The 18,768-nt window shown below is 63.5% G+C and carries 14 protein-coding genes; 4 read left to right on the top strand and 10 right to left on the bottom strand.

All coding sequences use genetic code 11. The features are described from left to right. Positions 1-9: 9 nt before the first annotated feature. The 7 genes from PXK01_RS07170 to PXK01_RS07140 all read right to left on the bottom strand — a co-directional run bounded on the left by PXK01_RS07170 (position 10) and on the right by PXK01_RS07140 (position 8,537). Complete coding sequence (locus PXK01_RS07170) at positions 10-1,431, bottom strand: UDP-N-acetylmuramoyl-tripeptide--D-alanyl-D-alanine ligase (RefSeq protein ID WP_274859461.1); 1,422 nt, start codon at positions 1,429-1,431, stop codon at positions 10-12. Continuing rightward, a complete protein-coding gene (locus PXK01_RS07165; RefSeq protein WP_274859460.1) occupies positions 1,428-2,930 on the bottom strand; it encodes a UDP-N-acetylmuramoyl-L-alanyl-D-glutamate--2,6-diaminopimelate ligase in 1,503 nt (500 codons plus the stop codon). The genes PXK01_RS07170 and PXK01_RS07165 overlap by 4 nt, the downstream gene beginning before the upstream one ends. Positions 2,931-2,949: 19 nt before the next feature. Continuing rightward, complete coding sequence (locus PXK01_RS07160; RefSeq protein ID WP_274859459.1) at positions 2,950-4,734, bottom strand: peptidoglycan D,D-transpeptidase FtsI family protein; 1,785 nt, start codon at positions 4,732-4,734, stop codon at positions 2,950-2,952. Continuing rightward, positions 4,731-5,093, bottom strand: a complete 363-nt coding sequence (gene ftsL, locus PXK01_RS07155) for a cell division protein FtsL (RefSeq protein ID WP_274859458.1) — start codon at positions 5,091-5,093, stop codon at positions 4,731-4,733. Before ftsL ends, PXK01_RS07160 begins: the two co-directional genes overlap by 4 nt. Continuing rightward, a complete protein-coding gene (rsmH, locus tag PXK01_RS07150; RefSeq protein WP_274849184.1) occupies positions 5,090-6,082 on the bottom strand; it encodes a 16S rRNA (cytosine(1402)-N(4))-methyltransferase RsmH in 993 nt (330 codons plus the stop codon). Before rsmH ends, ftsL begins: the two co-directional genes overlap by 4 nt. Before the next feature lie 3 nt (positions 6,083-6,085). Continuing rightward, entirely contained in the window at positions 6,086-6,592 is a 507-nt protein-coding gene (mraZ, locus tag PXK01_RS07145; protein ID WP_274859457.1) for a division/cell wall cluster transcriptional repressor MraZ, read from the bottom strand. An 871-nt stretch (positions 6,593-7,463) separates the two neighbouring features. Continuing rightward, positions 7,464-8,537: an Mrp/NBP35 family ATP-binding protein gene (locus PXK01_RS07140; protein WP_274859456.1), complete on the bottom strand. Its 1,074-nt coding sequence runs from the start codon at positions 8,535-8,537 to the stop codon at positions 7,464-7,466. 327 nt (positions 8,538-8,864) lie between these two features. Here PXK01_RS07140 and PXK01_RS07135 point away from each other — a divergent pair, with 327 nt between their 5' ends. Then, positions 8,865-9,083: a DUF1127 domain-containing protein gene (locus PXK01_RS07135; RefSeq protein WP_274849190.1), complete on the top strand. Its 219-nt coding sequence runs from the start codon at positions 8,865-8,867 to the stop codon at positions 9,081-9,083. Positions 9,084-9,672: 589 nt separating this feature from the next. Here the strand turns inward: PXK01_RS07135 and PXK01_RS07130 are convergent. Further along, positions 9,673-12,027, bottom strand: a complete 2,355-nt coding sequence (locus tag PXK01_RS07130) for an ATP-dependent helicase (RefSeq protein WP_274849191.1) — start codon at positions 12,025-12,027, stop codon at positions 9,673-9,675. Between the two features lie 181 nt (positions 12,028-12,208). Between PXK01_RS07130 and PXK01_RS07125 the strand changes: the two genes are divergently transcribed. Further along, the gene (locus PXK01_RS07125) at positions 12,209-13,384 is read left to right on the top strand and encodes an alpha-hydroxy acid oxidase (RefSeq protein WP_274849192.1); all 1,176 of its coding nucleotides are present in this window, start codon (positions 12,209-12,211) and stop codon (positions 13,382-13,384) included. Positions 13,385-13,404: 20 nt separating this feature from the next. Here PXK01_RS07125 and PXK01_RS07120 read toward each other — a convergent pair whose 3' ends face one another. Next, positions 13,405-13,839, bottom strand: coding sequence for a BLUF domain-containing protein (locus PXK01_RS07120; protein WP_274859455.1), 435 nt, complete (start codon positions 13,837-13,839; stop codon positions 13,405-13,407). 454 nt (positions 13,840-14,293) lie between these two features. Between PXK01_RS07120 and PXK01_RS07115 the strand changes: the two genes are divergently transcribed. Both PXK01_RS07115 and PXK01_RS07110 read left to right on the top strand, forming a co-directional pair. After that, positions 14,294-17,737, top strand: a complete 3,444-nt coding sequence (locus PXK01_RS07115; protein ID WP_274859454.1) for a pyruvate carboxylase — start codon at positions 14,294-14,296, stop codon at positions 17,735-17,737. A 193-nt stretch (positions 17,738-17,930) separates the two neighbouring features. Continuing rightward, entirely contained in the window at positions 17,931-18,317 is a 387-nt protein-coding gene (locus PXK01_RS07110; protein ID WP_274849195.1) for an MAPEG family protein, read from the top strand. A gap of 15 nt (positions 18,318-18,332) precedes the next feature. Here PXK01_RS07110 and PXK01_RS07105 read toward each other — a convergent pair whose 3' ends face one another. Beyond that, positions 18,333-18,548, bottom strand: a complete 216-nt coding sequence (locus PXK01_RS07105; RefSeq protein WP_274859453.1) for a hypothetical protein — start codon at positions 18,546-18,548, stop codon at positions 18,333-18,335. Positions 18,549-18,768: the final 220 nt, after the last annotated feature.

Raw genomic sequence — 18,768 nt, 5'->3', positions numbered from 1 at the left:
AGCCGGTCCTCACTTGCTAATTTTCACATCAGAGTTCTGGCTGCCATGGCCCAAATCGCGGATGCCGTCAACGATGGATGCCAGTTTCATGCTGAGCGATCCCTTGACCAGCACCACATCGCCAGCCCCGATCTGCCGGGGCAGGTTAGCGCGCGCCTCGGCGCTTGTCGCGTGCCAGCTGCCCCGTTTTCCCTCGGGCAGCGCATCGAACAGGCTGCGCATCAGCGGCCCGATGCAATGGATCTGATCGACGGTGTCCAGGGCCGGATGCTGCGCCAGCGCGCCATGCAGCTCCGTTTCCTGCGGCCCCAATTCCTTCATGTCGCCCAGATAGGCGATGCGTCGCCCGCCTGCCTCCACCGGGGTCGCCGCCAGCACATCCAGCGCCGCCCTGACCGAGGTCGGATTGGCATTGTAGCTGTCATCCAGCAGCAGCACCCGCCCGCCGGACAGCACAACGCTCTCTCGCGCACCGCGCCCGGTGACCGGCGACCACAGCGCAAGGCTGGCAATGGCACGATCCAGATCCGCGCCCAGCGCCTCGGCACACAAGAGCGCCCCCAGCGCGTTCATGGCAAAATGCGCGCCCAGAGACTGGATATGCAACTCGGCCTCCTGCCCCAGGATCTCGGCCTCGGCAACGGTTTCCTCGCCGCTCAGGCGCACGTCCAGCAGGCGCGCGTCTGCGCCCGCATGGCCGAACCAGCGTATCGCAGCGCCGCATTCTTCTGCAACCTGCCGCAGGATCGAAGCCTCGTCGATATCGGCATTGAGGACTGCCACGCCGCCCGGCTCCAGCCCCTCCAGGATCGAGGCTTTTTCGCGGGCGATTCCGGCGACATCCTCGAAGGCCTCCAAATGTACGGCAGCCACGGTGGTGACCATTGCCACATGCGGGCGGGCCTGGCGCGCCAGCGGAGCGATCTCACCGGGGTGGTTCATGCCGATCTCGATCACGGCGAATTCGGTGTCGCGCGGCATCCGCGCCAGGGTCAGCGGCACGCCCCAATGATTGTTGTAACTGGCCACGGCAGCATGGGTGCGGCCCTGATCGCTGAGGATGCGCGCCAGCATTTCCTTGGTCGAGGTTTTCCCAACCGAGCCGGTCACGGCAATCACACGGGCCTCTGTGCGGGCGCGGGCGGCACGGCCCAAAGCCTCCAGCCCCGCCTGCACGTCTTCGACCAGCAACAGCGGTGCGCCCTTGGGCAAATCGTCGGGAACGCGCGACACCAGTGCCGCCCCTGCCCCGGCCTGCAGCGCCTGCGCCACGAAATCATGGCCATCCCGTGCGGCCTTCAAGGCCACGAAGAGATCGCCCGGCTGCAGGCTGCGGGTGTCGATGGACACGCCGGAAACGCTCCAGTCACCAATCGCCTGTCCGCCGGTGGCGGCGGCAGCTTCGGCAGAGGTCCAGAGCAGAGTGTTCATACGATTTTCCCATCCAGTGCCGCGACCGCCATACTGGCCTGTTCCACATCATCGAAGGGCAGAATATCGCTGCCGACGACCTGCCCGGTCTCATGCCCCTTACCGCAGACCAGCAAGGCATCGCCCGGTTCCAGCGCAGCGACGCCGCGCAGGATCGCCTCGGCGCGGTCGCCGACCTCAAGAGCCTCCGGCGCGCCGCCCTTGACGGCGGCGCGGATCACCGCCGGGTCCTCGCTGCGCGGGTTGTCATCGGTCACGATGACCATATCGGCATTGTCATGCGCCGCCTTGCCCATCAGCGGGCGCTTACCGGCATCGCGATCGCCGCCCGCACCGACAATGGCGATCAGGCGCCCCAGCACATGCGGGCGCAGCGCCTTGATCGCGGTGGCCACCGCATCCGGCGTATGGGCATAATCCACAAAGACCGAGGCGCCATTGTCCCGCGTCGCCGCCAGTTGCATGCGCCCGCGCACAGTGGTCAGTTCATGGAGGGTTTCAAAGACGCGCTCCGGCTGTTCGCCGCTGGCGATCACCAGACCGCAGGCCATCAGAACGTTCTCGGCCTGAAAGCCGCCTATCAGGTTCAGCCGCGCCATGAAGGGGCGGTCGTGCCAGGAAAACCGGATATCCTGGCCGGTGCCATCATAGCGCTGCCCGACAAGGGAAAAATCGCCAAGATCGCGACCCACGGTGATCACCTCTTGGCCGCGCGCGGCGGCAATGGCGCGCATCTCGGCGCCGCGGGGATCATCCATGTTGATCACCGCAACGCCCTCTTCCGGCAGCACCCGGCGGAACAGCCCGGCCTTGGCGGCGAAATACTCCTCGAAGGTGTGGTGATAATCCAGGTGATCCTGGGTGAAATTGGTGAACCCCGCCGCCGCCAGGTCAACGCCATCAAGGCGGCGCTGATCGAGCCCATGCGAGGAAGCCTCCATCGCGGCATGGGTCACACCGGCAGAGGCGGCTGCCGCCAATGCGCGGTGCAGGGTGATCGGTTCCGGCGTGGTATGGGCCAGAGGAAAGCTCCAGGCGCCCTCGACCCCGGTGGTGCCGAGGTTTACCGCCGCGTGCCCCAGCGCCATCCAGATCTGGCGCACGAAGGTCGCAACCGAAGTCTTGCCATTTGTGCCGGTGACCGCGACCATGGTTTGCGGCTGGGCCCCGAACCAGAGCGCCGCCGTATAGGCCAGCACCTGACGCGGATCCTCCACCACGATCAGCGCGGCATGGCTTTTCGCCAACGCCCCCTGCGCCAGACCGGCACCGGCCGCATCGGTCAAGACAGCCGCCGCACCCTGTTCCAATGCGGCCGTGATGAAATTGGCGCCATGAACCGTGGAGCCGGGAAGGGCTGCGAACAGGGCTCCCTCGACAACCCTACGGCTGTCCACCACCAGGTCCGAGATCACCGGATCGGCGCCGCCCCGCGCGGTCAGCCCCAGTTGGCTCAATGGCCGCGGGTTGGGTCTGTGCTGTTCGGAATTGCGGCTCATGGGGGCACCTCGCCTCAGGTCAGTTCGAGGTGAGGGTTATATCAGTCAGCGGTGCGGGTTCAATGTGCGGTCGCAGCCCCAGCAGCGGCGCGATGCGTTTCACCATCTCGGCCGCCACAGGCACCGCCGTCCAGCCTGCGGTGCGGCGCTCTTCGTCGTATGCAATGACCGAGGGTTCATCCAGGGTCACAACCAGCACGTATTTCGGATCATCCGAGGGGAAGATCGAGGCAAAGGTGGCGATCACCTTGTCCTCGTAATAGCCACCGCGCGGCTTCGGCTTGTCGGCGGTGCCGGTCTTGCCGCCCACCTGGTAGCCGGGAACGCGGGCAAAGCTGGCGGTGCCTTCGGTCACCACTCGGCGCAGCATGGTGCGCGCAGCCCTGGCAGCCTCATCCGACAGCACCCGCTCGCCATGTTGCGGCCCCTGCTGTTTCAGCACCGTGGGGTTCACCTGAAAGCCGCCATTTGCGATGGCCGCATAGCCTGCCGCAAGATGCATCGGCGTGGTGGAGATGCCGTGACCATAGGAAATCGTCATGGCCGACAGCTCGGACCAGTTCTTCGGCGTGAGCGGCTGACCGCCACGGGCCTCGACGATCTCGAAGGGGGTCGGTTCAAGCATGCCCAGGCGCGCCAGGAAGTCCTTTTGCCGCGCCACCCCGATCTGCTGCGCCAGCCGCGCGGTGCCGATGTTCGAGGATTTCTCGATGATCTCGCTCACCGTCATTTCGTTGCCGTAGTTGCGGAAATCCTTGATCGAGAACTTCCCCCAGCGCAGCGGGCCACGGGTGTCGATCACCGTATCAGGCGTCACCAGCCCCAGATCCATCGCCTGGGCTGCGGTGAAGATCTTGAAGGTAGAGCCCAATTCATAGACCCCCTGCACCGCCCGGTTGAACAGCGGGCTGACCGAGGGATCAAAGCCAGTGGTGGGCGGGCGCGGGCGTTCGTTGGGGTCGAAATCCGGCAGCGAAACCACCGAGATCACCTCGCCCGTATGCACATCCATCAGAATCGAGGTGGCGCCCTTGGCATTCATCAGCTGCATGCCGCCATCCAGCACCCGCTCGGCGGCGGCCTGTACGGTCAGATCCAGCGACAGCTGCAAGGGCCTGTGCCCATTGCCGGGGTCGCGCAGGTAGGCATCATAGTGCTTTTCCACGCCAGCGACGCCGATCACCTCGGCCGCCGAAACGCCTTCCTTGCCGAAACCGGCGCCGCCCAGCACATGGGCGGCCACGCTGCCATTGGGATATAGACGCATCTCGCGCGGGCCGAACAACAGCCCCGGATCACCGATGTCATGCACCGCCTGTTTCTGCTCGGGGCTGATTTTCTTCTTGATCCACAGGAACTTCCGCTTTCCGGTGAAGTCCTCGATCAATTGTTCCCGATCCAGGTCCGGGAATATCTCGGCCAGGCGCGTGGCAGCGCCTTCCGGATCGATCATCTGCGGCGGCTGCGCATAAAGAGAATGGGTTTCGAAATTGGTCGCCAGGATCCGGCCCTTCCGGTCCACGATATCGGCACGCTGCGCCGCGATGGCACTGCCCGCGACCGAGGCGACAGGTTCGCTTGGCTCCGAGGTCGCAAGCAGCCCCATGCGTCCGATCACCGCCGTATAAGCACAAAGGAAGAAGATCCCCAGCACCAGCAGGCGCCCTTCGGCGCGCTGACGGGCCTTGGCCTGCATGTCTTCGTGGCGCAGGCGGATATTCTCCTGCTCGATCGCATCCGGGTTCTGCCCCTTGGCACGGGCGTTCAGAATGCGGGCCAGAGGGCGCAGCGGCGTGCGGATCATGGCTGCGTCCCCCCGCCGGAGGTGGCATTGAGACCCGAGACATCGACGCCATCGGTGATTTCAAGCTCGGGGACGCGCGGATAGGCCACCTCGTCCACGCGACCGAATTGGTCCGGGCGCAACGGCAACAGACCGAGGCTGGCAAAGTTCAGCTCGGCCAGATCGATCAGCCGGTCGGGACGGTTGAGATAGGCCCATTCGGCGCGCAGAACCCCCAGACGCACCTGCGCGGCGCCGATCTGGCCCTGCAGCTCGCGGGTTTCCTTCAGCACCTGCTGGGTGGCGTAATTCTCGCGGTAGGCCCAGAAGGCCAGGCCAAAGACCGCCAGGGCGGTGACGGCGTACAAAAGCGTTTTCATCTGCGCGCCTCCTTCAGCTGCGGCATGCCCAATTCCCGCGCCGTGATCGCGACCGGCGCCGCATCGGTGCGCCGCCCCACCCTGAGCCGGGCCGAGCGGGAGCGGGGATTCTCTGCAAGCTCCTGCTCATCCGGCCCCACCGCCTTTCGGGTGACGATCTCGAACTGCGCCGGGGCTTCTTCGATCTCGGGCGCATAGCGATTGGCGCGCCCGGTCTTGCCCGCGCGGTGCTGGAAAAAGCGTTTGACCATGCGATCCTCGACCGAATGAAAGGTCACGACAGCCAATAGACCGCCGGGTTTCAGCGCCCGTTCGGCGGCCAGAAGCCCCTGGAACAGCTCATCATATTCGGCATTCACCGCGATACGCAGCGCCTGAAAGCTGCGGGTGGCGGGATGGGATTGCCCCGGCTTGGGGCGCGGCAGGCAGGATTCCACGATCCCGGCCAGTTGCAGCGTGGTGGTGATCGGCTCAACAGCCCGCGCCTTGACGATGGCCCGGGCAATGCGGCGGCTGGCGCGTTCCTCGCCATAATGAAACAGGATATCGGCCAGCTCTTCCTCGCTCAGCTCCGCGACCAGATCGGCCGCCGATGGACCATCCTGCGACATCCGCATATCAAGCGGGCCGTCCTTCATGAAGGAAAAGCCACGTTCGGCCAGGTCCAGCTGCATCGAGGACACCCCGAGATCCAGCACCACGCCATCAAGGCCTTCCGCATATTCGTCCATGCGGGAGAACACACCCTGCTGCTGCACCAACCGGTCGCCGTAATCATCGGCCCAGGATTTCGCCAATTCAAAGGCCAGCGGATCGCGATCCACCGCGATCACCTGATCGGCGCCTGCATCCAGCAGCGCCCGCGTATAGCCACCCGCACCGAAAGTGCCATCCAGCCAACGCCCGGAGACCGGGGCCACCGCCTTCAAGAGCGGACGCAGGAGAACAGGAATATGGGGACCGGAAACATTGGGCTGCTCCGTCGTCATACCTTAGTGCCCCCCGGCGCCATCAAGGAATTGCAGCGGATCGAAGTCATCCGGCAGATCCGCCATCAGCTTCTCTGCTTCAGCCATCTCCACCTCTTCGTAGGTCTGCGGCTTCCAGATCTGAAACGTATCGCCCGAGGCGATGAAAAAGGCCTCGCCCTCCAGCCCGATCTTGCCCCGCAGCTTGGCGGGCAGGACCAGGCGGCCGGTCTCATCCACCGTGGTGGGCAGGGATTGGCCGTTGAACATGCGCTCCAGGATCTTGCGCTCCCGCGAGCCGCGCGGCAGGGCCGCGATCTTGGCGTCGACCTCGTCGATTGCTTCCATTGTATAGCATTCAAGGAACTTGCGGCGATCATCACCGTAAACGATCACCAATTCGGGGTTGTCTCCGGTCTGCTGCCAGTTGGGATCGCTTGCCTCCAGAACACGGCGAAAGGAGGCCGGTATCGACACCCGCCCCTTGCTGTCCACCTTGTGGTGGCTTTCGCCTCTGAACCTGCGGCCCAAATTATCGTCCCTTTTTCGCGCCCCTCGCGGTGTGCCGACCCCCGAAAGTAAAAGGGGCGGGTTGATCTGCTGCCACTGATCAACCCGCCGCCTTGTCCCGCCGTGCGGGGTGTCCGACTGCGCGCGCCACCTGGGGGGATGTCTGCTCGCCCGCGCGCCGGATCTCTTTGTTCGAGGAAAGCGAAGGCCTGTATGAAACCTGCTTGTCTTGTTTTGCCTGGGGTCGTTTGGCGCCCCGTCCTTGCTCTCGTTCGATGACAAAAGGGATACTATGGGAAATCAGGGTACGGCAATAGGTTTCTTCACGAGACCATGGGAGAATCCGGGTTAACACGGGCAATTCTTGTTAAGACTCTATTAACCTCTATAAATGATGCAGCTTAAATTGCGGGTATTTTTCAGATTATGACTACATCTAGTGGTCCGCGATCTCCCCCTAGAGCACCCATAGTTTCCCAGAAAAAATTCAGCATCTTTTTTTTGCCACATAATATTCACGATATGTTCCGAGGCTCGGCGCCGGTGAACGCCGGAATCCTGTCAGTCCACACCTGAATTCACGCGCAGATGAGCCTCCGTGATTCGGAATCGCCAAGTATCAAGACAGCGCCGCCCATGCTTTCCCATGGAGCGATCTCGGAGCGATCAAATGTGATGGGCCGAGATATCCCACGCTATCCCAAAGCCCCTGCAAACCGCTCTGGCGAGGCCATGCAACGAGACCACGCCAGAAGGCGGCGCCCCGCACAAAGACGCGCCTGCCCCATGGGACACGCAGCCTGCACCGCGCGCACTGGACGCAGACGGTCAGGCCGGTCGCAATATCTGGATCAATAGCGGGACGGTACGGTATGGGACGGTACGGCGCGGCTCAGGCCATGCCGCCGCGCACCAGCCCCTCGGCGATCTGGCCATAGGCCTGTGCCATGGCACCCTCACCGGCCGCCACCGGGGTGCCGCCATCCGCAGCCAGCCGCGTTTCCAGATCGATCGGCAGCATACCCAAGAGCGGCAGGCCCAAGCGCTTGGCCTCGGCGGCGGCACCGCCGTGACCGAAGATATGATGCTCTCCACCGCAGTCGGGACAGGTGAAAAAGGACATGTTCTCGATCAACCCCAGAACCGGGATCTTCAGCTGTTCGAACATGTTCAGCGCCTTGCGGGCATCCAGCAGCGCCACATCCTGGGGCGTGCTGACCACGATGGCCCCGCTGAGCTCTGCCTTGGTGCACAGCGTCAGCTGCACATCCCCGGTGCCCGGCGGCAGATCCACGATGAGAACGTCCAGCTCTCCCCAGTCCACCTGCCCCAGCATCTGCTGCAACGCGCCCATCAACATGGGACCGCGCCAGATCACCGCCTTTTCCTCTTCCACCATCAGGCCGATGGACATCACCGTGACCCCATGGGCCTGAAGCGGGGTGATCCGCTTGCCATCCGGGCTGGAGGGCTTCCCACTCACCCCCATCATACGCGGCTGGCTGGGTCCATATATATCTGCATCCAGCAGGCCAACCTTGCGGCCCTGCCGGGCCAGCGCCACCGCGAGATTGGCACTGACTGTAGATTTCCCGACGCCGCCCTTGCCCGAGGCCACCGCGAGAATGCGCGCCACGCCCTCAGGCTTGATCGGCCCCTGTTGCGGCTTTGGGTGCCCCCCAAGTTTAAGACTTGGTGCCGACTGACCGGCCTGGGCTGGCCCATGGGCTGTCAAGGCCGCACTGACGGTATCCACGCCCTCCAACGCCAGAACCGCAGCTTCGGCCGCGCGGCGCAGGGGTTCCATATGCTGGGCGATGGCCGGGCTTGGCGCTTCGATCACAAACCGAACCTGAGCACCGTCAATGCTGAGCGCTCGCAGCATGTCCCGCGACACCAGCGTTCCGCCATCCGGCAAGGCCAGACGCTCAAGTGCTGCAAGAATCTGATCACGTGTCACCGGCATTATAGTCTTCCCTCTGTTTCCTGCCCCGGCCGAAGCCTCCACTGCATATAGGCTCCGCCCACCCAGCCCAAGCGAAATTGCCGTGACGGCACCCTGCCGCAGCCGGACACAAGGCGCCCATTTTTCAAGCAACACCAAGGAAATAGGCCATTTTTGCAGCCATATTCCAGCACGTCAGGAAAAGACCCATGCAAATGCTGCATAGCAGAAATGCCGAGTCTGGGGATTGTGCACCTGCAGCATTTCCTTAAATTGGTGTTCAAGAAACGCCTTTACAGGCAACGACAGAACTACTGACCTAACTAGCAAGAGCTGAGGACCTGCCCGATGGCCGCAGTAAACCACATCACCGCCCACAAGGGCACCCTGGCAGACACCGGTCTGGCCTTCCTGGACGCGTTGAAAGTGAAATTCGCACGCTACCGCGTCTATCGCGCAACCATCAACGAGCTGTCTGCCCTGACCAACCGTGAACTGGCAGACCTGGGCTTGAACCGCTCGATGATCAAGCGCCTGGCCCTCCAGGCCGCCTACGAAAACGCATAACCGAGATCAGGTCCTTTTCTCCTCCTCCCTTAAGGACCTGTAAATCGCGGTGACATCTTCCTCCTCCCTGATGTCACCGCACCCCATACCGGGATCAAACCCGGGATCTGATACATCCGGTCTCCTCCTCCCATTTGGCCGGATGTTGTTCAGAGCGGCGGCACCTCTCCTCCTCCCTGGTGTCGCCGCACCTCATACCGGGATCAAACCCGGGATCTGATACATCCGGTCTCCTCCTCCCATTTGGCCGGATGTTGTTCAGAGCGGCGACACCTCTCCTCCTCCCTGGTGTCGTCGCACCTCATACCGGGATCAAACCCGGACGTTGATACATCGGGCCTCCTCCTCCCATTTGGCCGGATGTTGCAAAGAACGGCGGTGCCTCTCCTCCTCCCTGGCACCGCCGTTTTCTTTTCCAGAGACATGAACAGAGATTTCCGCGCCAGCGCTTCTGCCGCAGGCGTGGATTTTGCGCGTGTCGTTCTCGTCAGGGGAATGGCGCGGGGGCGCTGGCAGCAAAGCTGCCAGCGCCCCCGCGCCCGGATCGGATCGCAAAGCGATCCGACCGCCTCTGCCTCAGATCACTATCTCAGAACGGTACGTCGTCATGGGCCGTGACGAATTTGGCAATCACCTTCTTCATCCCCGCCTTGTCAAAATCGACTTCCAGCTTGTCGCCCTCGATCCCGGTGATGGCGCCATAGCCGAACTTCTGGTGAAAGACCCGCTCTCCCACAGTATGGCTGGAGCTTGCGGTCAGATCGATCACCTGAGTTCGACTTTCGCGCGGCTGCGACAGGCCGCGTTCGCCTGCCCGCGCCTGCATGCGCTTCCAGCCCGGGGAATTATAGCCATCGGCCTGGGCCACGCGGTCATCGATGCGGGATTTCACCTGGGTGCCACCGGCAGCGGCACCGTAACCACCACCATACAGCCCCGGCGGCGTCAGCACCTCCACATGCTCCTCGGGCAACTCATCGATAAAGCGCGAGGGTAGCTGCGATTGCCATTGCCCGAACACCCGCCGGTTGCCCGCAAAGGAGATCGTGCAGATCTCCTCGGCGCGGGTGATGCCCACATAGGCAAGGCGGCGCTCCTCTTCGAGCCCCTTGAGACCGCTTTCATCCATCGACCGCTGCGAGGGAAAGAGACCATCCTCCCAGCCGGGCAGGAAAACCGCAGGGAACTCCAGCCCCTTGGCCGCATGCAGGGTCATGATACTGACCTTCTGCTCGGCATCCTGCTTGTCATTGTCCATCACCAGGCTGACATGTTCCAGGAAACCCTGCAGGTTCTCGAAATTCTCCAGCGCCTTCACCAGTTCCTTGAGGTTTTCAAGGCGACCCGGGCTGTCCGGGTTCTTGTCCATCTGCCACATGGTGGTGTAGCCGCTCTCATCAAGCACGATCTCGGCCAGTTCCATATGGCTGATGTCGGCATCACCCGTCATCCGGCTCCAACGGCGCAGATCCTCGACCAGTTGGCGCAGCGCCGCACCGCCCTTGCCCTTGATCTCACCGCTTTCGACGGCCAGACGGGCGCCTTCCAGCAGGGATACGCCATTCTCACGGGCGATCACCTGGATCTTCTGCTGCGCCTTGTCGCCCAGGCCGCGTTTCGGCGTGTTGACGATGCGTTCAAAGGCCAGATCATCCTCAGGCGAGACCACCAGGCGGAAATAGGCCATGGCATCGCGAATCTCGAGTCGCTCGTAGAATCGCGGACCGCCGATCACCCGGTAGGGCAGACCAATGGTCAGAAAGCGGTCCTCGAAGGCACGCATCTGGTGGGAGGCGCGAACCAGAATCGCCATATTGTTCAGATCCACAGGTGCCTGACCGCGGGTGCCACGCTGCATGGATTCGATCTCTTCGCCGATCCAGCGCGCTTCTTCCTCGCCATCCCAATGACCGATCAGGCGCACCTTCTCGCCGCCCGTCGCATCGGTCCACAGCTCCTTGCCCAGACGCCCCGCGTTGCCCCGGATCACGCCAGAGGCTGCGGCAAGGATATGTTCGGTCGAGCGGTAGTTCTGCTCCAGCCGCACCACCTTGGCGCCGGGAAAATCCTTTTCAAACCGCAGGATGTTCCCCACCTCGGCGCCGCGCCAGCCGTAGATCGACTGGTCGTCATCGCCCACACAGCAGATATTCTTGTGCCCCGCCGCCAAGAGCCGCAGCCACATATACTGCGCCACGTTGGTATCCTGATATTCGTCCACCATGATGTAACGGAACCAGCGCTGGTATTGGGCCAGAACGTCCGGATGGTTCTGGAAGATCGTCACCATATGCAGCAGCAGATCGCCGAAATCGACGGCGTTCAGTTCCTTCAGGCGGGTCTGGTACTGGGCGTAGAACTCGGTGCCGCGATGGTTATAGGCGCTGGCATCTGCGGCAGGCACCTTTTCCGGCGTCAGCGCGCGGTTCTTCCAGTCGTCGATGATCCCCGCCAGCATTCGCGCGGGCCAGCGTTTGTCGTCGATCCCCGCCGCCTGGATCAGTTGCTTCAACAGGCGGATCTGATCATCTGTGTCCAAAATGGTGAAATTCGACTTCAGCCCCGCCAGTTCCGCATGGCGGCGCAGCAGCTTGACGCAGATCGAATGAAAGGTCCCGAGCCAGGGCATGCCCTCGGCGGGCTGGCCCAGCATCCGCCCCACCCGTTCCTTCATCTCGCGCGCGGCCTTGTTGGTGAAGGTCACCGCCAGGATTTCGTTCGGGCGCGCCTGGCCCAGCGTCAGAAGGTGCACGATCCGTGTGGTCAGCGCCTTGGTCTTGCCGGTGCCGGCCCCCGCCAACATCAGCACCGGACCATCCAGACATTCCACCGCCTCCCGCTGGGCCGGGTTCAGCCCCTCCAGATAGGGTTTCGGGCGCGCAGCCATGGCGCGGGCGGAGAGGGAGGCGCCCTCGAAGGCGTCCATTTCATCGAAACTGCTCATGGGCGTGATCCTAGCGTGATTCACCCCTGCAGGAAAGAGGACGTTCACACTCTGTTCGCATCATCTTTTTGCCCCGCACCCAGGTGTCACGACGCTGAACGCCGCTGCCCATCCCAACGACGGCCCCCAGTAGCGCAACGTTTCCGCTAGACTCCAACGGCAAAGCGGCAATGATGCGCCCATGACATCGCATCAAGATCTGCACTCGCATTATCCCGGCCTGTCCGACCTGCGCAGCCGGGCCGAGCGGCGCCTGCCGCGGTTCGTCTGGGAGTACCTGGACAGCGCCACCGGGGTTGAGGCCACCAAGGCGCGCAACCGCGCGGCCCTTGATCGGATCGGCTTTCTGCCCTCGATCCTGCATGGACCGCTGGACATAGATCTGTCGACTGAGCTGTTCGGAGAGAGACTGCCCCTGCCCTTTGGCATTGCGCCGGTGGGCATGTCGGGGCTGATCTGGCCCGATGCCGAAGGCCACCTGGCCCGCTGCGGCGCGCGCAATGGCATTCCCTACAGCCTGTCGACCGTGGCCAGCCAGGCGCCCGAAGATCTGGCGCCGCACCTCGGACCGCAGGCCTGGTACCAGCTGTACCCGCCCAAGGACGAAGGCATCCGCAGGGACATGCTGGCGCGGGCGCGGGATGCGGGCTTCAAGGTGCTGGTTCTGACGGTGGATGTGCCCGTCGCCTCGCGCCGGGAACGACAGACGCGATCGGGCCTGACCCAGCCGCCACGGCTGACGCCGCGCCTGTTGGCGCAGGTGGCGATGCGCCCGGCCTGGGCCATGGGCATGGCGCGCCAACACCGGCACGAGGGCGGCATGCCCCATATGCGCACGCTCGACAAATACACGGCCGAGACTACCGGTCAGGGCCTGTCGTCCACCGCCCATATCGGCTATCTTTTGCGGACCTCTCCGGATTGGGACTACGCGCGCTGGCTACGGGACAATTGGGATGGGCCCTTCGTCATCAAGGGCGTGATGCGCCCCGAGGACGCGGAACCGCTGCAGCAGATCGGCGTCGATGCGCTGTGGGTCTCAAACCACGCCGGACGCCAGTTCGACGGCTGCCCCGCCGCCATCGAGGTTCTGCCGGAAATCCGCGCCGTAACCGACCTGCCGCTGATCTTTGACAGCGGCGTCGAAGGCGGGCTGGATATCCTGCGCGCCCTGGCGCTTGGCGCTGATTTCGTGATGTTCGGCCGTGCCTTCCACTATGCGCTGGCAGCACTGGGCACGAAGGGTCCCGATCATCTGATCGATATCCTGCGCAAGGATCTTGAGGCGAACATGGGGCAGATGGGGCTGAGCACATTGGCTCAGATCAGGGATCTACCCCGACACCATCTGACATGACGATGGCTGGCGTAAATGGCTCAGGCCGCCTGGATTGACTGAAAGCTGGCGAGGAAATCCCGCACCAACCGGCGGACCGTGACATCGTCGCCGCGGGCCTCGCTGTTCATCGGGAACAGCTCGCGCAGCGAAAAGACGCTGTCGCGCGCCAGGACCGGCAGTTGCTCGGGCGTCAGCAACCCCATGCGCCAATCGGGAAAGGCCCGAAATTCGGCCGCCTCGCTCTGCACCACCCGCAGGTTCGCATGGCGCGGATCCTCGGCGATTTTCTGATAGCGCAGCGCCAGCTTGTCCGCGCCACCTTCCAGCACCTGGAAGAAGCAGGACCCGTGATACAGCAAAAGACCGGTCAACCCGTCGCGGGCGTTGTTGGTGCGGGACAAACCGACGATCCCCGCAACCTCTCTTGCGGTCATTTTCCGGGCCATATGGCTGAAATAGACGATCCTGTGCATCTTGGCTCCTTTCCGATAAAAGGCCTCTCCCAACCCGCCGCTCTGCCGTGAGTTGCGCCCGCCAGGCGGCATGCAAAGGTATACAGGGCATCTCCCCCTTCGGATTTGCGCTTCGGGATATGAGCCGACCGGACCGAGGGTTCAAAAGGATACCTCCCTATCCGGGCGGTGGTTTCAGCATACCTCCGGCACCGCGTCTCAGACCAAAGGCGCGGATCTTCGGCCCTGGGGTTTGGCCACATGTGAGGAGCACCGCGCGAATCTCCGGCAACCCGACCGTGTACAGGAATTTGCGGTGCCGAGTTTTTGCCGCCGACGGCGCCTTTTGGAAAATGAGGGCGCTATCATGCAAAATGAGAGCGCAATCATGCTGCCGAATACCCAGAACTACGGGTATACCCGACGCCAAGATGCGCCTAACACATCGCCAGACAGACTGACCTCGGGGGAAGATATGACCGACTTCAAGAAGATCCTGATAGCCAACCGCGGCGAGATTGCGATCCGTGTGATGCGGGCTGCGAATGAAATGGGCAAGAGGACCGTTGCGGTCTATGCCGAGGAGGACAAGCTGGGGCTGCACCGCTTCAAGGCGGATGAGGCCTACCGCATCGGCGAGGGTCTTGGGCCGGTGGCGGCCTATCTCTCGATCGACGAGATCATCCGCGTCGCCAAGGAGAGCGGCGCCGATGCGATCCATCCGGGCTATGGCCTGTTGTCGGAAAACCCCGATTTCGTCGATGCCTGCGCCCGCAACGGCATCACCTTCATCGGTCCCAAGGCCGAGACCATGCGCGCGCTGGGGGACAAGGCCTCGGCGCGGCGCGTGGCGGTCGAGGCGGGCGTGCCGGTCATCCCCGCGACCGAGGTGCTGGGCGATGACATGGCCGCCATCAAGACCGAGGCGGCCGAGGTCGGATACCCGTTGATGCTGAAGGCCTCCTGGGGCGGTGGCGGGCGCGGCATGCGTCCGATCCTGTCCGAGGATGAGCTGGAAGAGAAGGTGCTTGAGGGCCGCCGCGAGGCCGAAGCCGCATTCGGCAATGGCGAAGGGTATCTCGAAAAGATGATCACCCGCGCCCGTCACGTGGAGGTGCAGATCCTCGGCGACAAGCACGGGCAGATCTACCACCTGTGGGAGCGGGATTGTTCGGTGCAGCGGCGCAACCAGAAAGTGGTGGAACGCGCCCCTGCCCCCTACCTCAGTGACGCGCAGCGCGAGGAGCTCTGCGACCTGGGTCGCCGGATCTGCCAGCATGTGAACTACGAATGCGCGGGCACCGTCGAATTCCTGATGGATATGGAGACTGGCAACTTCTACTTCATCGAGGTGAACCCCCGCGTGCAGGTGGAGCACACCGTCACCGAGGAAGTCACCGGCATCGACATCGTTCAGGCGCAGATCCTGATCGCCGAGGGCAAGACCCTGGCCGAGGCGACCGGCAAGGCGGATCAATCCGAGATCCGTCTCAACGGTCATGCGCTGCAGACCCGGGTCACCACCGAGGATCCGCTCAACAACTTCATCCCCGACTATGGCCGTATCACCGCCTACCGCTCGGCCACCGGCATGGGCATTCGCCTGGATGGCGGCACGGCCTATGCGGGCGGGGTGATCACCCGCTATTACGACAGCCTCTTGACCAAGGTCACCGCCTGGGCGCCGACCCCGGAAAAGGCGATTGCCCGCATGGACCGCGCCCTGCGCGAATTCCGGGTGCGCGGCGTCTCCACCAATATCGCCTTTGTCGAGAACCTGCTGAAGCACCCGACCTTTCTCAGCAATGAATACACCACCAAGTTCATCGACGAGACGCCCGAGCTGTTCCAGTTCGCCAAGCGCCAGGACCGCGGCACCAAGGTACTGACCTATATCGCCGATATCAGCGTCAACGGGCACCCCGAGACCGAAGGCCGCCCGGAGCCGAAAGCCGACCTGAAGGATCCGCGCGCCCCCAGGGTGGAGCCGGGCACCCTGCCCTATGGCACCCGCAACCTTCTGGAGCAGAAGGGCGCGCAGGCGGTGGCCGACTGGATGAAGGCGCAGCGCCAGCTCTTGCTGACCGACACCACCATGCGCGACGGGCACCAGTCGCTCTTGGCGACCCGCATGCGCAGCCTCGACATGATCAAGGTGGCGCCCGCCTATGCGCAGAACCTCAGCCAGCTGTTCTCGGTCGAATGCTGGGGCGGTGCCACTTTTGACGTGGCCTATCGCTTCCTGCAGGAATGCCCCTGGCAGCGCCTGCGCGACCTGCGCGTGGCGATGCCGAACCTGATGACCCAGATGCTGCTGCGCGCCTCCAACGGGGTCGGCTATACCAACTACCCCGACAATGTGGTGCAGTCCTTCGTGAAACAGGCCGCCACCACCGGCGTCGATGTGTTCCGCGTCTTTGACAGCCTGAACTGGGTCGAGAACATGCGCGTCGCCATGGATGCGGTGGTCGAGAGCGGCAAGATCTGCGAAGGCACCATCTGCTACACCGGCGACATCCTGGACCCGAACCGCGCCAAGTATGACCTCAAGTACTATGTCGGCATGGCCAAGGACCTGGAGGCCGCAGGCGCCCATATCCTGGGCCTGAAGGACATGGCCGGTCTTCTGAAACCCGCCGCCGCGCGCCAACTGGTGAAGGCGCTGAAGGAAGAGGTCGGCCTGCCGGTCCACTTCCACACTCATGACACCAGCGGCATCGCCGGCGCCACCATCCTGGCCGCGGCCGATGCGGGCGTCGATGCGGTGGATGCGGCGATGGACGCCTTCTCGGGCGGCACCTCGCAGCCCTGCCTCGGCTCGATCGTCGAAGGGCTGCGCAATACCGACCGCGACACCGGGCTCGACATCGCCTCGATCCGCGAGATCAGCGATTACTGGGAACAGGTGCGCGCGCAATACGCCGCCTTCGAGGCCGGCCTGCAGGCCCCCGCATCCGAGGTCTACCTGCACGAGATGCCGGGCGGCCAGTTCACCAACCTCAAGGCGCAGGCGCGCTCTCTGGGGCTGGAGGAGCGCTGGCACGAGGTCGCCCATACCTATGCCGATGTGAACCAGATGTTCGGTGACATCGTGAAGGTGACGCCCTCCTCCAAGGTGGTTGGCGACATGGCGCTGATGATGGTCAGCCAGGGCCTGACCCGCGCCGAGGTGGAGGACCCCGCAACCGAGGTCTCCTTCCCGGATTCTGTCGTGGACATGATGCGCGGCAATCTGGGCCAGCCCCCGGGCGGCTTCCCCGCTGGTATCGTGGACAAGGTTCTGAAGGGCGAGAAACCCAACCTGGAACGCCCCGGCAAGCATCTGGAGCCGGTGGACCTGGAAGCGACCCGCACCGAGCTGTCGCAGCAGCTGGAAGGCAAGACGGTCGATGACGAGGATCTGAACGGCTACCTGATGTATCCCAAGGTCTTCCTCGATTACATGGGCCGTCACCGCGAATACGGCCCGGTACGCACCCTGCCGACGCGGACCTTCTTCTACGGGATGGAACCGGGCGAGGAGATCTCGGCCGAGATCGACCCCGGCAAGACGCTGGAGATCCGCCTGCAGGCCATCGGCGAGACGGATGAAAACGGCGAGGTGAAGGTCTTCTTCGAACTGAACGGCCAGCCCCGGGTGATCCGGGTGCCGAACCGGCTGGTGAAATCCACCACCGCCGCGCGCCCCAAGGCCGAGGTCGGAAACCCCGACCACATCGGCGCGCCGATGCCGGGCGTCGTCGCCTCGGTCGCGGTGCAGGTGGGCCAGCAAGTGCACGAAGGCGATCTGCTGCTGACCATCGAGGCGATGAAGATGGAAACCGGCCTCCACGCCGAACGCGACGCGGTGGTGAAGGCCCTGCATGTGCACGCCGGTGGCCAGATCGATGCCAAGGATCTCTTGATCGAGCTGGAATAAGCTCCAACCCCAAAACCACCATGAAAGGGCGCCCTCCAAACCAGAGCGGCGCCCTTTTTTGCCTTCTCCAATCCCGCATGACGTTGCAGGAACTTGCACCCGTTGCGGGTTTCAATGCGTCGAAAGCTTGCTATCCATTAAGTTCCAAAAACGAACTTATTGGATTTGGCGGGAAAACCGGGAGGAAATGCCGATGTTTGCAATCACGTCTCTTTATGCGGGCGCTGCGGCGCTGATGTTTGTCTACCTGACGCTGGGGGTCAGCAGGCAGCGGATCAAGCACAAGGTCTCGATCGGGGATGGCGACAATCGTGCCGTTCTGGTCGCCATCCGCGCGCAGGGGAACTTTGTCGAATACGTTCCGATCGGGCTGATCCTGATGGCCGCGGTGGAAAATCAGGGGGCGCCGACGCTGGCCCTGCATGCCCTTGGGGCGATGCTGATTGGCGGGCGCCTGATGCATGCGATCGGTTTCACCCGACGCCCGCAGATCCTGATCCTGCGGCAGCTGGGCATCGTGCTGAACCTGGTGATGGTGCTGGCGGCGGGCCTTGGCCTTCTGGCACATGCGTTGCTGTGATGCGCCGCCTGGGCGTCAGACGTCAGACCACGGAGCGGCTTCGGACAGCGGGTCAGTGAGGACGTCGCGGATGGTCTTCACATAGACCGGCGCAGGCTGCGACAGGAGCGGTCCGGCCTGCCTGCTGGGCGCGTCACCAGTGGCATCGGGCATCAGAGCCTTGGCCAGAACAATCGCCGCGATCAAGGCGCCGATACGGGCATAGTCGAGTGGTTTCCTGCGGGGTTTCATACGGGGACGTGCCTCCCGGTCTTGTTCGTCTTTGCTGAATGAACGCAGGAGGGCCGAGGTTCCGTCGCAGAAATCTATGGAAAAATCCATTGCCGGGTATTTTTTCACTTGCAGCGCTGCGGCAGAATGAATATCTCACCGCTCACCGAATGGCAGCGCGGGCGTAGCTCAGGGGTAGAGCATAACCTTGCCAAGGTTAGGGTCGGGCGTTCGAATCGCC

It is taken from the genome of Phaeobacter sp. PT47_59, assembly GCF_028890025.1.
Taxonomy (GTDB): domain Bacteria; phylum Pseudomonadota; class Alphaproteobacteria; order Rhodobacterales; family Rhodobacteraceae; genus Phycobacter.
The sequence above is the reverse complement of the archived record's forward strand: the minus strand, read 5'-3'. Positions and strand labels throughout refer to the sequence as shown.